Source organism: Glutamicibacter sp. HZAU (genome assembly GCF_004100365.1).
In the GTDB taxonomy this organism is placed as follows: Bacteria; Actinomycetota; Actinomycetes; order Actinomycetales; family Micrococcaceae; genus Glutamicibacter; species Glutamicibacter nicotianae.
In genome coordinates, this window is sequence record NZ_SCKZ01000001.1 from 118,791 (window position 1) to 131,628 (window position 12,838).

The following is a 12,838-nucleotide window of genomic DNA, read 5'->3' on the forward strand; positions in this document are numbered from 1 at the left end:
CTTTTTTCGCTTCAGGAGCCAACTGTCTCGTGAAACTTGCCGTCCCTTGCTTTAATGCCCGTCTCGTCGACAGCCGCAAGTAGAAGCAACGCGTTCATCTCGACAAAGTGATATCCATCCGGGGACCGTGACGTGCCGGGTTCTACCAAGATCGAAGCCTGAATCAAGACGCTGTTCGCGTTCTCGCATTGCAGAGTCTCACACCTTGGTTCGCAGTCTAGAGATTCTCGCCCTGGCTACGGAGGCTGCCGTCGGGATGTGTGCTGCCAACGCAACTGCAGCGCGCGACCCGCATCGCACCTCGGTCTTGTTCTTGGTGTGCGTAACAAATTTCAATACTTCGCTAGCGCCAGTATCCCGTCATGGTTCGCACAAGACTGCCTTACCGACGGATCACATCACCCAATTATTCATCGACCGCACCGTCAATGGCAGAGATTTTCCTAGCGTCGCCGAACTTTGCGCACGATCAGCAGCACGACGCTGGTCAGCATGGCAGTGGCCAAACTGACCAGAAGCGGAGTCTGCCACGGAACGTCCAGGACGCTTCCGGCGAATTCTTTCCAGAAGGAACCAATGGCATCCCAGCCTGTTGCCTTCGATTCGATAACTCGAGCGGTGCTTTCCACAACGGCCGGCATGGCCCATTGGATCGCGAGCGCTAATACCCACATCAGCAGGTTCATGATTCTCAAGAATCCGACGAAGCCCAATATGAGGCCGAGGATCAGCGGTCCGGCATACCAGAGGTAGACATAGTACGACTGGGCGCCGGCGAAGAGCGACGCGATGATCTGCAGCCAATAGCTGACGCCCACCGTAAGCGTTGCGTAGAAAAGCACCGCTATGGGCAGCCGCAATTTGGTAGCCAGGAAGTACCAGGCTTGGCTGATCAGCAGCAGACCCCCGAATACCCAAAGATGCCGAATCGATGCCGCGGAGAGTTCCCCGCCCAAGAGCCCGGGCTCCAATGCGTGAAGGCCTTGGAAACCGAGACCCAAGAGTCCCAGGATCATGCCTACGGATGCCACGACGGTGAAAGCTGTACGCCCATACCCAAAGCTTCGGGCAAACCAGCTGCCCCAGAGGGTTATGACGGAGAAAACTACCAATAGCCCTTGGGCGTCGTCGCTGGCATGCGGGAGAATCGACCGGTCTTCTTCCCCGATCCACAGCCACGGCAACACCACGATCGCAGTGATCAGCAATCCAGCGACCAATTGCATCCACCAGTTGTGCCAGATGCGCCTCATTGAACCCACTCTTACTCCTCAGTGTTCCTACGCGCTCATTGTTCCAGAGCCAGCGCGGAGCATCGCGAATGCCGGCGGGCGTTTCCTCCAACTGGATCCAGGCACAAGTCTCCCGCACCGGGAATTGTGCTGTGAACGCCAGATGGCCCGTGCGCATTCCACCCAACTGGAATGCCCACGAGCCATCTGGGCTACTGCTGTCACCGTGCCTTGGCGTGGGTGGCCACTGCTCCTGGATCGCGTAAATGCAGGTGGTTTACGTCATCAGGTGGTCTTCATTGAATTCGGCGGTAACCTGTTCAACTTTCTCTACTTCCAGTGAACAACACACAGATCACCGTGTGCAACAGGCATGCATTAAACTAGTCAATATGATCAATCAGACAAGAAATACATCGCGATTATTCGCCAATTTGCCATGAGAGCTGAATCACAGAAATCGATCAGGAGCTGCCACCAAAGCACTTGACCTTGACGTAACGTCAACCGATACCGTGGTAGCCATGAACGATTCAACTGGCCAGCCAGAAGTCCTGCACTCGATCGCTCAAGTCTCGAAATCAGCCGGGGTCAGCAGCCGCACCTTGCGGCACTATGACCAGATAGGCCTGCTGGTGCCTGATCACGTGGCCGGCAACGGCTACCGTTTCTACACCGACAGGCAGCTGGTCCGGCTCCAGCAGATCCTCTTGCTGAAGCTATTGGGTCTCAAGCTGGAAACCATCGCTGAAATCCTGGACAAGCAACGCGACGAATTGACGGCACTGCAGATTCACAAGAAACAGCTCCACCAGCAGCGCGAGGCGCTGAACCGGCAGATCGCGGCGTTGGATCACAGCATTTCAGCATTAACAACAGGAGGAACAATGGAACCGGAAAAGATCTTTGACGGATTCAACGAGCAGTACAAGCAAGAGGTGACCGAACGCTGGGGCGCCGATGCCTACGAAGCATCGGACCGCTGGTGGCGGTCCCAAACGACGCAGCAGCAAAGGGCATTCATGGAAGAAGCCAGGAAGCTCAACCAGGCCTGGATCGAAGCGGGAGAGAAATCCGTTTCAGCGGACAGCTTCGAAGCCCAGGAATTAGCCGCTCGCCATGTGCAGTGGCTCCAGAGCACCAAGGGCACCCCGCTGGATTCCGGTGATCCGGCGCAGCGCAAGGCATATCTCTGCAATCTCGGCGAGATGTATGTGGCTGATCCGCGGTTTGCGAAGAACTACGGCGGATATGCGGAACTCGTTCGCGACGCGTTGCAGATCTTTGCCGAACGCACTATCCAGCTCGACTAGCCTGAGGCTGTTCCCGATGCACTCGGTAACAGCCGCGGCCAGCGCGGTCAGCTTTGGGTTTCGTTCGCAATATCCTCGCGGGCCTGCGCGTACCGTTCCTGGATATAGTTCTCCAAGGCGACGCGTTCCACGCGCCACATCCCGCGCCCGCCTATTTGAATGGCCGGCAGCTCGCCGCTTTTCACCAGAGCGCGAACCTGCGGCAGCTTCACATTCAGTTCCTCTGCCACGTCTTCCAACCGCAAAAACCTCATATCAACAGGTTACTGTGATTAGCATCCATTTGATCCCAGCCAGCCGAATTTGTGGATAAAAGATGGCATTCGCCCGGCCATTCGCCCTATTGGCCGCTGTAGCCGAGTCGCGCGCAACAATATCGGCCAATCCGCGCAACACATTTGGGATCTACTGGTCATATTGACTAAAATCTAGGTTGGCACTTATGCACGCGCAACACAACCTGTCTCAGGAGACCACTACATGAATTCGGATACGTATCAGCTCGATGAAACCGACCGGCGTATCCTTATGGCACTCGATGCAGATCCGCGCGTGCCCATCATGATGCTGGCCCAGCAGCTGGGACTTGCCCGCGGCACCGTGCAGACGCGTTTGGAACGCCTGGCCCATTCAGGCGCCCTGCGTCCGAACACCTCGCGAATCCTTCCAGCGGCCATGGGCCGAGGCGTCAGCGCTTTCGTGAGCGCCGAGCTGAATCAGGCCAGCTTGAATGAGGCCATCGCCGCGCTGCGCCAGATCCCTGAAGTCCTCGAGTGCGTCGCTCCTGCCGGAGATACCGACCTATTGATTCGCGTGGCCGCGACCGACCCGGATGACCTGTACCGTGTCAGCGAAGAGATCCGCTTGTGCCCAGGCATAACCCGCACTTCCACTTCGATGATCCTGCGCGATGTCATCCCGTTCCGCACCACCGAGCTGCTCAAGAAGCTGAGCAAAGACTAGTTCCAAGCCCTGAACGGGCAGATTTCACAACGCCGTTGCCAGCACCGAAGGGTCGCCGGCAACGGCGTTTGTTTTTTATGGGCTGGATGGCACTTCCTGGAGCTTGGCAGCGGGCAGGAATTTCGCCGAGCGGAGCACCTGCAGCATTGACAGCACGCAGAGCACAGCAAGTAACCCGATGAATAACGCCGGATGCGCGACCGTCCGCCAGAGTGCAAAGAATGTCGGGAAAGTGAACCCGATGAAACAGCACATGTAGAACATGCCGGTGAGCTTGCCAACGTCCGCGCTGCCGGCAAGATCCAGGACCTGGCTCAGCCCGGCAACCAGCAAGATGCCATTGGCAGAACCGGCCACTGCGAAGGCAATGATTCCCAGGATTTCTGAACCGCTGAGCGACACGGCGATCATCAACAGCAGCGCCGCCAGCGAGGTAGCCAGCCCAGCCATGATCAGCCTGATCTTGCCCAGGTCGTTGAATCTTTTGACGAATGGCTGGATCACTGTGCCCATGCCCATGGTGACCGCGACAGCCAAGGTGGTGTAGAACAGGCTGGACTCGCCCGCACCACTGCTCAGCGCGGGGACTACGGCGAAGCCTGTCGCTGCCATGCCGAAGACCCATGGGGCTGCGGGCAGGACAACACGGTAGAACCGCTGGAGGTTTGCCGGGGTGGTCGCTTCACCCCGCGAACTGCGCCCTGCTGGTTCAAGCGCAGGAGCTTCACGGGTTGTGAACATCAGCAGCAGCCAGGCGAAAGCGGTGGCGGCATGAACGATATACGCCAGTTCCGGGCTACCGCTGGCTCCGACGATGGCCCCTGAAATGACCGGGCCAAGGGCGAATCCCATCGATGTGCACAGCGCGGCGCGCGTTGCACCGGCGGCGCCGGGACTGAGCAATTTCACCCAGCTGGTGATGGCGACCATGGCCAAGCCCATGCCGAAACCGGTGAAGATGCGGCCCGCATAGAGGCCGGACTCGTGAAGCGATCCGAACATGAGCCCGAAGGATCCCAGAATCGAGCAGGCCAAGGCGAGCAGCGAGAAAGGCTTGCGTCCGTATCTGTCGGCCCAGGGGCCGCCGAAGGCCAAGGCAGGGATCATGCCTGCCAGGTAGCTGCCCATGACCAGCATCGCCTCGAACTCGCTGAGTTCGCGGAATTGCTGATACCAGCTGATCAGCGAAACGTACTGGTTGGCGCACCATCCGGTAAGCACCAGGCACACGCCGGGAAGCCACCACGGAGTCGTCTTACGGGCAGCATCGAGAACAGTAATTTCTACCGCTCCAGCTCGTGGAACAGTTCACGCACGCGGTCGGCGATCTCATCGCGGATCATGTTCATCCGTTCCGCACCGGTGATGCCGTCTTCGCTGGGTTCATAGGTGACCCAGCGTTCGGTCTTAATCGACGGATCGAACTGCGGATTCGCGTCGGTTCCAAGGATCACCACGCGGTCGACTTGCTCGGCAACGCGCGGATCAATGGCCTTGGGCGTGCCCTGGGACATGTCGGCGCCGGCCTGCGAGAGCGATTCAACCGCTTCCTGGTTGATGCCCGAACCTGGGTTGGTTCCAGCCGAGTAGCTGGTCACCTTCCCCTCAGAAATGTAGTCCATCAATGCGGCGGCCATTTGCGATTTGCCGGCATTGCGGGAGCAGATGAAAAGTACCGAGTTAGCCATGAACCTATTGAACCATTGACCCGCAGGTTGGTGGCCTTTCAACGGAAAGGTTGCGAAATGTGCCGTGCCGCGCCCCATTACGCAAGATCGTTGTCCTGCCGCTATGGCTAAAAGCTGTGGATGTGGCTACGGTTATGACTACTCAGCCCACGACAACAGGAGGAAAAGATGCTCGCAGTGCATAAGAAGATCATTGTCACCGGCGTAGTCGTGATGCTGATTGGTGTTCTCCTCAGCAGCTTCATTCCGGCCTTGATGTCGTGGGGCCTGAATTCCGGCTATGGCGGAACCCTATTGGCCAGCGTCCCGCTGAGTTTCATTAACGCATTGATCAGTAACGCGCTCACCCCGTTTGGCGCCGTGCTGGCAGCCATCGGAGTAGCCATGCACATGGCCGGGGCCAAATCCAACGTCTAGTCCCGTTGCTGGCCTGAGCTCGCGGAACCTAGAACTGCGGTAGTTTGCTGCCCTCAAGCAGCAACCCCAATGACCGGCCCATGATCTGCTCATGGGCGGGCCATTGGGTTTGCGGCTCTTGTGCTACTTCAGCAGCTTGCGGGTCCTGATGGTTTCACCCCTGAAGAATGCAGGGTTGCGCAGGCGCATCCACAGCATGATGGCCACGCCGAGCAGCAGCACGCCAACCCCGAGGATGAACACCATGCCTACTCCCCCGATTTCGGAGCCCGAGCCGTACTCCGGATTCATGGATTCAATGGCGGTGGCAAAGAACATCACCAGCAGCACGATGCCGCCGATCAACGGCGCCAAGAACTTGCAGAAGAAATTCCGGGCATTATCGAACAGCTCACCGCGGAAGTACCAGACGCAGGCCAACGCGGTCAGCCCGTAGTAGAAGCAGATCATCAGGCCCAGTGCGGTGATGGTATCCCATAGCGCGTTCTCCGAAAGCAGCCGGGTGATCACATAGAAGCCGGCAGCTGCCGCGGCGGCAGCGAAGGTCGCTACCGACGGGGACATGAAGCGCGCGGAGATCTTCGCGAAACTGGCGGGTAGCGCCTTGTAGTAGCCCATGGCCAGCAAGGTGCGCGCCGGCGAGACCATGGTGGACTGCAGCGAGGCGGCCGAGGAGGACAGGATGGCCAGGGACATCAGCATGGCTAGCGGGCCCATGATCGGACCGGACAGCACCGCGAAAATCGATTCCTGGTTCTCCGGATTGCCGGCACCCAGGCCAGTGGTGCCCACGCCCGCCCAGTAGATCACCCCGAGCGACACTGCCAGGTACAGCGCGATGATCACCAGCACGGTCCAGGTGGCGCCGCGTCCGGGGACCTTCTTCGGATCGGTGGTTTCCTCGTTCATGGTCAGGGTGACATCCCAGCCCCAGAAGACGAAGATGGACAGCGAGATGCCCGCGGCGAAGGCAGAGAAGGTATCGATGCCGGCGGGATTGAACATCTGCCAGGTAATCGGCGTCGGATCATTGGGCTGGCTGGAGGTCAGCGCCATGATGGCGAAGAGCAGCAGCACCGCGACCTGGAATCCGACCAGCACGTACTGGAAGACCTTGGTGGCATTCATGCCCCGATAGGAAATCCAGGCGGCCACCGCAATGAACACCAGCGTGGTGGGGATGTTGATCCACAAGTTGGTGGTCAGCTCGGCAATCCAATCCTGCCCGGTGAGCTGGGCAAGGAGGATGTAGAAGAAGTCCACGGCCACGGCCGCCAGATTGGAGAGCACAATCACCGTAGCGGCGATCAGGCCCCAGCCGCCCATCCAGCCGATCATCGGGCCGAAAGCACGTGTCGCCCAGGTGAAGGAGGTGCCCGAATCCGGCATAGCGCTGTTCAGCTCGCGGTAGCCCAGGGCCACCAGCAGCATCGGAAGGAAGCCGGCCAGCAGGATCGCCGGCAGGCTGGTGCCGACTTCGGCCACGGTGGCGCCGAGCCCCGCGGTGAGGGTGTAGGCCGGGGCGATGCAGGAGATGCCGATAACGACAAGTCCCAATACGCCCACGGTGCCCTTGGGCAGTCCTTTTTCGTGCAGTCCGCTCTCGGAGCGTGCAGGCGTCGATGCCTGCCTCAGGTCTTGCGACATGGTGGTTACCTTCAAACTTTCAGCGGGGTGCGCGTGCGTCGGCTACAAGTACCGAGCCACCTTCCGTCAGGGGTCAGTGAGGCGCCGTCCGCGCAGTTTCGCGGTGGCGGACGCCCGGGGAATAAGGGGTGGTGCAGGATATTGCGGTGTTTCCTAGTGGGCTGCACCAAGGGTCGGGATGACGCCCATGGGCACGTTGAGCTGGCCGAGTATCCGCTGGGCCTTGGGTCCGATGAACAGCCGGCGCGGCGCGGCCAGCCGGGCGGAGCCGAGCAGCGCCAGGTCCCCGTCCTGCCAGGACAGCTGGGCCGTTGCTTCGTCCAGTCCCTGCCCGGAGACCACCTCGATGGCCGCGTCCAGGCCCAGGGACTCGGTCAGTTCCTCCAGATAGCTGCGGGTCTTGGCCAGGTGGTCGCCCAGCTCCTGCTCGGGGTTGGCCAGTTCCGCCTGGGAGATGAGCGTTGCCACGCGCAGCGGCAAAGCGCAGGCGGCGGCGATCCGCGCCGAGAGGCCGATGACCTCGCGTGCGCCGGGCCGGTCCCCGACGAAGGCGGTCAGCCGGGTGATCTTCCCGTTGGCCGCGCGCAGCGTGGCCAACGATGCCGGCGAGGACATGAATACTGCCATCGGCGATGAATGCAGCAGCTCGTTGGCAATCGCCCCTGGGCTGAAGAAGCCGGCGCGGTGGCGCTTGCGCCCGCCCAGCACGATCCCGTGCGCCCCGTATTCCTCGCCCAGCGAGATGAGTCCCTCGGCCACCGAGGGCACCGAGCGGGCCACCACCGAAACGGCGATGCCCTCCGGCACCAGGGCCAGGGCTTCGGCCGCCCAGCGGTCCACCTGGGCGGAGAGGATGGTGGAGAATCCATGATCCCCGCCGGGGTAGACCGCATTGAACGGGGTGGAGGCTGGCAGCACGATGGCGATCTTCAAGGATGCATCGCGGGTGCCAGCCACCAGGGCGCTGGCCAGTTCGATGGCTTCGGCACCGCGCTGGTCAGCGGTGTAGCCTACAAGCACTTTCATGGCTTAGGCGTTCGCCTCTTCCTTGGCAGCGGTCAGCGTGGCCACCCCGTCATAGCTCTGGTCGTAATCGGTGCCGTCCAGTGCGGCAATGATGCGTGCGGCCGAGCGCCGGCCCATGCGCACCGCGCCGTCCACGTGCTGGAACCCTTCGCCGGCCAGGTCGGAGGAGGAGAAGTAGATCGGTCCGACATTCTCGTTCTGCGCCGGGCCGAAGCGGTGCAGGCCGCCCAAATCGTAGCTGGTGGCGTAGGCTCCGCGGGTCCATTCCTCGGCGGCGAAGTCCGAGAGGTAGAAGACCTTGGGATCCAGGGCCTTCTCCCCCAGGTAGCCGGCCATGGACTTGAGGATCGCCGTGCGGCGCTGCTGCTCGTCCAGTTCCCACATGGCATCGGCCTTCAGATCCGAGATGAAGCCGACCAGAGTGCCGGTCTCTTCGCCGATGTAGGTGTTGTCGTAGATTTCCTGGACCAGGTTGGCCGGACCGAAGCAGGTGCCGGACAATCCTTCTTCGCGCCAGAACGGGGTGTCGTAGACGGCGTGGACCTTGATCACCAGGCCCATGGACTGGTGCTGGTGGGTGACCTGCTGCTTGCGCGGCAGCGCCGGAACGTAGGAGATGCGCGAGTACAGGTTCGGCGGCACCGCCAGCACGGCCTTCTTGGCCGAGACGGTTACGCTGCTTCCGTGGGCCACCACGCCGCCGTCGAACCATTCGAGCTTGAGCACCGGGTTGCCCAGGAAGACGATGTCCTCGCCCAGCTTTTCGGCCAGGGTCTTGGAGACGCCCTGCATGGTGCCCACGATGCGCCGGTCCAGGATGAAGTCCTCGTCGACCAGGTTGTCGAAGGAGCCGGCCGAGGACGCCATGAGCACCGCCTGCAGCACGGAGAAGGTGTGCGCCGGCTTGGTGAGCATGCCCCCGGCGATGAACAGTCCCACGTTGTTGCAGGCCAGTTCGTCGGCGGAGTGCTGGCGCAGGAAGTGGTGGAAGGAGATCTTGTCCAGTTCTTCGGCCTGCGGGTGCTCCCATGGCCTGTCCGGATCCATGCCAGCGGCCAGTTCGTTCATCAGCGCTACCAGCTTGTCCATTTCGGCTACGGTGCTGGCGGCTACCGGGAAGTCCTCCCCTTCGTAGGCGATCCGTTCGCCGTCATCGGTGAGGTAGACGCTCTTGCCGGCCTTGTAGCGTTCGAAGGTCTCGATGCCCAGCTCGTTGATCAGCGAGTAGAGTCCGGTCTGGTCGGGGCTGATCCACTGGCCGCCGATTTCGATGGTCGCCCCGTCCATCTGCTCGGTCCAGGTGCGGCCGCCCACGCGGTCGCGGGCTTCGAGCACGGCGACGGACTTGCCTGCCTTGCTCAGCTCATAGGCCGCTGTCAGCCCCGAGGGTCCCGCACCGATGACGACGACGTCGCGTTCGAGATGTTCCATGATCGCTCCCTTGCACAATTAAATGAATATGGTTCATTTACCTGTCATATAGCATAGGGTACGAACATCCAGTTGTGAAGCACCCCACGTCAGGAAGAGGTCCGCATGAGCGAAACGGAAGCGAGACGAGCCGGCCGCCCACGCAAGGCGGTGCTGAACCGGGAGCGCATCACCGAGCATGCGCTGGAACTGGTTTCCGGGGACGGCTACGAGTCATTGACCATGCAGCGGCTGGCAAAGTCCCTCGGCGTCTCGCCCTCGGCGCTCTACAACCACGTCGATTCGAAGCACGACCTGCTGCAGTGGATCCAGGAATGGGTCATGGCCGATATCGACACGTCGGTATTCGATGAGGCGGGCATCAAGGAAGCGCTGCTGAAGTGGGCTACGAGCTACCGCAACGTCTTCGCCCGGCACATTCCGCTGATCCCGGTCATTGCGGTCCTACCGGTCACCGATTCCCCGCGCACCCTGGGCATGTACGAGCGCGTGGCCGAAGCACTGGCGGACTTCGGCATGGCGGAGAACGAGATTGTGCCGACGATTGTCGCACTGGAGTCGTTCATTTTCGGCTCGGCCATGGATACCGCCGCGCCCCATGACATTTTCGATACCAGCAACCACCAGGATCTGACTCCGCATTTCACCCGGGCCGTGGCGGCGCAACGCCGCTCGAAGCTCGATACCAGCGATGATTCGTTCCAGCGCGGGCTCGCGGCCCTGGTATCCGGCCTGCTAGCCAACGGAAGCTGATCATGGATAAAGAGCCGAAGCCGCGGATCACCGGCAAGCAGTGGGCTTCCATTGCACTGGTGGCTATTGCACTGGCCTTCATCCTGCAGAACCTGACCTATGTGCGCGTGGAATTCTTCCTCTTCCACACCGCCGCGCCGTTGTGGCTGATCCTGCTGATCACTTTGGCGGCAGGCTACGCCATCGGGCGGTTCTCCAAGCGACGGAACTAGTCGTCGAGGATGGCCCACTCCCCTACTTGCTCGTTGTCGGAGTCGTAGACGTCCTCCTGGGCGCCGGCAACGATCGGATACATCGTGATGTTCGTCGACCAGTCCCGCAGAATCTTCTGCAGCTCTTCCAACGGTTTGAGCTGCATGTTCTCGGTATCGAAGTTGACTTCCAAAACAAAACGCATGGCCTGCTCCCATCCTTGTCGGTTGCCGCCATCCTATGCCCGCAAGGCCAGAAATACGAGACTTGCCGCAAGTCCCAAGGCAGAACCGATGCCAATCGGGGACGCACGAAAAACGGGACCCCGCGTTGCCCCGGGATCCCGTCTTCTGAAAATGCTTGGGAAAGCTACTGTACAGCGCTCATGTAGCTCAGCGACTGGAGCGCTTCGTTGCCGCCGACCTTGTACAACGCCAGGACCAGGCCGCCGAACACGACGCCCATCAGGGCAGAAAAGCCCAGGGAGATCTTGACCAGCGAACGGACCTCGCCGCGGCTGATCTCGGCTTCATCGTTCAGGTAGCGAGCTGCGCCTTCGGTGAAGCTGGCTGCCGGGGTCAATGCGGGAACCGGAGCGGTGAGCAGATTCGAGGCAGTGTCGATTGCCCCGCTGCGCAAATAGGCAACAGTCATGCGGTTCTTGCGATCCTGGCGAAGCTTGACGATGTTGGCGCCGTGGCGTGCCAAGAGGATGTCTTCACCGAGTGGGATCGAGGCCATTGCTGCTACTCCTAAAGAATTATCATTTTGCGCATTTCCAGTCACATCCATCATTTCCGACCATTTATCTATTGAGAAGTGGTTTGTTCAGAATCCCACACGACCTTGTGATGCAATCCGCATGATTCTGGGGCTAAATCGACTTTTCTGGTGACGGGGAGCATAGTTTCCAATAATTGTTCCGGGTTAGTTATTGGCTGGTATTTCGTAGGTCACAGGGAATTGCGCCTGATGCCATTTCATGGATTATTCGTCGTCGATAAATGCGCAGACCAGCGCGTGAAATGGTTGGCGGCACGGCAGAGCCCCAGTCCAAAAGTGGACTGGGGCTCAGCACGATCAGCGCAAAGGGCCAAACCCTATGCGGTCTTCAGATCCTTGCCGTCCTGCTTGCGCTGGCGCTTCGCTGCGCGGATCTGCAATGCCAGGTCGTGGTTCGACAGGTCTTCCGGCGAGGCAACGCCGCGCTTGCGGGCCTTGGCAATCAGCGCCTGGCGGATTTCCGCCTGATGAGTGCGCCTGTACCGGATGACCAGCACAGCAGTTGCAACGGACAAAACAATCAACGTCACCACTGCGGTGATCAGAGTTGCGTCAAAATTCATGGACTTCTCAACCTCCCCATTCATTCAGTCGCAGCTGCGGCAGGTTCCACTGCCGTGCTGGAGAACCGGTCCCCAGCGGCCAACGGGCCGCAGCCATGCTAAGAGAAGAACATCAAGTTTAGCATGTTTCTTCGAGCAATGCCGTGAGGCAGACCGCTCCTGCGAACACCGAACGGTCGAGAAACGGCAAGAATGCGGGTCAGAACTCTCCGCTGCCGTGTCCGTGTTCGAACACCAGCGAGGTTTGCGTCGTCGCGACTGCGGGATTCGCAGAAAGGTTGTCGAGCACGAACTGGCGCACGTCCGAGGAGTTGCGCACCGCGACGTGCAGGACGAAGTCGTCGGCACCACCGAGGAAGAACAGTTGCCGCACCCCGGGCTTGCTTCGCATGTCATTGGCGAAATTCGACATCAGGTGACGGGCTCCGGGTCGGATCTTCACGAAGATCAGCGCTTCCAATTCGCGGCCCAGCACCGCCGGGTCGACTTCGATGGTGAATCGCGAGATGACTCCCGAATCTCGCAAGGCGTTCAAGCGGGCCAGACAGGTCGACGGCGCGATGCCCAGCTCTTCTGCCAGGGAGTTGTTGGTCCGCCGCGAGTTCTTCGCCAACAGCGCCAGCAGCTTGCGGTCAATGCCGTCAAGCTGCGGCGCACGGCTTTCCCGTCCTGGTTCGTTCAGTGGCATTCGGCCGCACCTGCTCCTCGTAATTGCGGATCGCTGGATTCATCATACGACCTCAGGTAGCGCCCCATGGCCCTTTTCCGCCACCAGTTCCCGGCGACGCGCAGCTTCCCTGCCTTTGGCTGCGCGATGCAGCAGGATTCTT

General features: G+C 60.6%; 16 protein-coding genes. 5 read left to right on the forward strand and 11 right to left on the reverse strand.

All coding sequences use genetic code 11. From position 1 onward, the window contains the following. Positions 1 to 443: 443 nt before the first annotated feature. Positions 444 to 1,253, reverse strand: a complete 810-nt coding sequence (locus EKH49_RS00550) for a hypothetical protein (RefSeq protein WP_128469193.1) — start codon at positions 1,251 to 1,253, stop codon at positions 444 to 446. A 503-nt stretch (positions 1,254 to 1,756) separates the two neighbouring features. On the opposite strand from EKH49_RS00550, the gene EKH49_RS00555 reads away from it, so the two are divergent. Next, positions 1,757 to 2,545, forward strand: a complete 789-nt coding sequence (locus tag EKH49_RS00555) for a MerR family transcriptional regulator (protein WP_128469194.1) — start codon at positions 1,757 to 1,759, stop codon at positions 2,543 to 2,545. A 47-nt stretch (positions 2,546 to 2,592) separates the two neighbouring features. On the opposite strand, the gene EKH49_RS00560 is transcribed toward EKH49_RS00555, so the two are convergent. Then, the gene (locus tag EKH49_RS00560) at positions 2,593 to 2,799 is read right to left on the reverse strand and encodes a helix-turn-helix domain-containing protein (protein ID WP_128469195.1); all 207 of its coding nucleotides are present in this window, start codon (positions 2,797 to 2,799) and stop codon (positions 2,593 to 2,595) included. A gap of 226 nt (positions 2,800 to 3,025) precedes the next feature. Between EKH49_RS00560 and EKH49_RS00565 the strand changes: the two genes are divergently transcribed. After that, on the forward strand, positions 3,026 to 3,508 hold the full coding sequence (locus EKH49_RS00565; RefSeq protein ID WP_128469196.1) for an Lrp/AsnC family transcriptional regulator: 483 nt from the start codon (positions 3,026 to 3,028) through the stop codon (positions 3,506 to 3,508). Positions 3,509 to 3,583: 75 nt separating this feature from the next. On the opposite strand, the gene EKH49_RS00570 is transcribed toward EKH49_RS00565, so the two are convergent. Then, entirely contained in the window at positions 3,584 to 4,729 is a 1,146-nt protein-coding gene (locus EKH49_RS00570) for an MFS transporter (RefSeq protein ID WP_161567405.1), read from the reverse strand. A gap of 62 nt (positions 4,730 to 4,791) precedes the next feature. After that, on the reverse strand, positions 4,792 to 5,196 hold the full coding sequence (locus EKH49_RS00575) for an arsenate-mycothiol transferase ArsC (RefSeq protein ID WP_128469198.1): 405 nt from the start codon (positions 5,194 to 5,196) through the stop codon (positions 4,792 to 4,794). A gap of 168 nt (positions 5,197 to 5,364) precedes the next feature. Here EKH49_RS00575 and EKH49_RS00580 point away from each other — a divergent pair, with 168 nt between their 5' ends. Beyond that, on the forward strand, positions 5,365 to 5,613 hold the full coding sequence (locus EKH49_RS00580; protein WP_128469199.1) for a hypothetical protein: 249 nt from the start codon (positions 5,365 to 5,367) through the stop codon (positions 5,611 to 5,613). A 123-nt stretch (positions 5,614 to 5,736) separates the two neighbouring features. Here the strand turns inward: EKH49_RS00580 and EKH49_RS00585 are convergent, their stop codons facing one another. From EKH49_RS00585 to EKH49_RS00595, 3 genes are all read right to left on the reverse strand, one after another. Further along, positions 5,737 to 7,260, reverse strand: coding sequence for an APC family permease (locus EKH49_RS00585; protein ID WP_128469200.1), 1,524 nt, complete (start codon positions 7,258 to 7,260; stop codon positions 5,737 to 5,739). Positions 7,261 to 7,413: 153 nt separating this feature from the next. Further along, the gene (locus EKH49_RS00590; RefSeq protein WP_128469201.1) at positions 7,414 to 8,286 is read right to left on the reverse strand and encodes a universal stress protein; all 873 of its coding nucleotides are present in this window, start codon (positions 8,284 to 8,286) and stop codon (positions 7,414 to 7,416) included. A gap of 3 nt (positions 8,287 to 8,289) precedes the next feature. Then, positions 8,290 to 9,717: a flavin monoamine oxidase family protein gene (locus EKH49_RS00595; protein ID WP_128469202.1), complete on the reverse strand. Its 1,428-nt coding sequence runs from the start codon at positions 9,715 to 9,717 to the stop codon at positions 8,290 to 8,292. 105 nt (positions 9,718 to 9,822) lie between these two features. On the opposite strand from EKH49_RS00595, the gene EKH49_RS00600 reads away from it, so the two are divergent. Continuing rightward, positions 9,823 to 10,470 (forward strand): TetR/AcrR family transcriptional regulator, encoded by a 648-nt coding sequence (locus EKH49_RS00600; RefSeq protein WP_038993333.1) that lies wholly within the window; start codon positions 9,823 to 9,825, stop codon positions 10,468 to 10,470. 2 nt (positions 10,471 to 10,472) lie between these two features. Further along, positions 10,473 to 10,682 (forward strand): hypothetical protein, encoded by a 210-nt coding sequence (locus EKH49_RS00605; RefSeq protein WP_128469203.1) that lies wholly within the window; start codon positions 10,473 to 10,475, stop codon positions 10,680 to 10,682. Here the strand turns inward: EKH49_RS00605 and EKH49_RS00610 are convergent. From EKH49_RS00610 to EKH49_RS00625, 4 genes are all read right to left on the reverse strand, one after another. Further along, positions 10,679 to 10,867, reverse strand: coding sequence for a hypothetical protein (locus EKH49_RS00610; protein WP_038993331.1), 189 nt, complete (start codon positions 10,865 to 10,867; stop codon positions 10,679 to 10,681). The two genes, EKH49_RS00605 and EKH49_RS00610, sit on opposite strands and share 4 nt — an antisense overlap. A 164-nt stretch (positions 10,868 to 11,031) precedes the next feature. Continuing rightward, positions 11,032 to 11,403 carry a hypothetical protein gene (locus tag EKH49_RS00615; protein ID WP_073707820.1) on the reverse strand — a complete coding sequence of 124 codons (372 nt, stop codon included), beginning with the start codon at positions 11,401 to 11,403 and terminating at the stop codon, positions 11,032 to 11,034. 359 nt (positions 11,404 to 11,762) lie between these two features. Next, entirely contained in the window at positions 11,763 to 12,008 is a 246-nt protein-coding gene (locus EKH49_RS00620; RefSeq protein WP_128469204.1) for a hypothetical protein, read from the reverse strand. A gap of 199 nt (positions 12,009 to 12,207) precedes the next feature. Further along, positions 12,208 to 12,696 carry an Lrp/AsnC family transcriptional regulator gene (locus EKH49_RS00625; protein ID WP_128469205.1) on the reverse strand — a complete coding sequence of 163 codons (489 nt, stop codon included), beginning with the start codon at positions 12,694 to 12,696 and terminating at the stop codon, positions 12,208 to 12,210. Positions 12,697 to 12,838 lie beyond the last annotated feature (142 nt).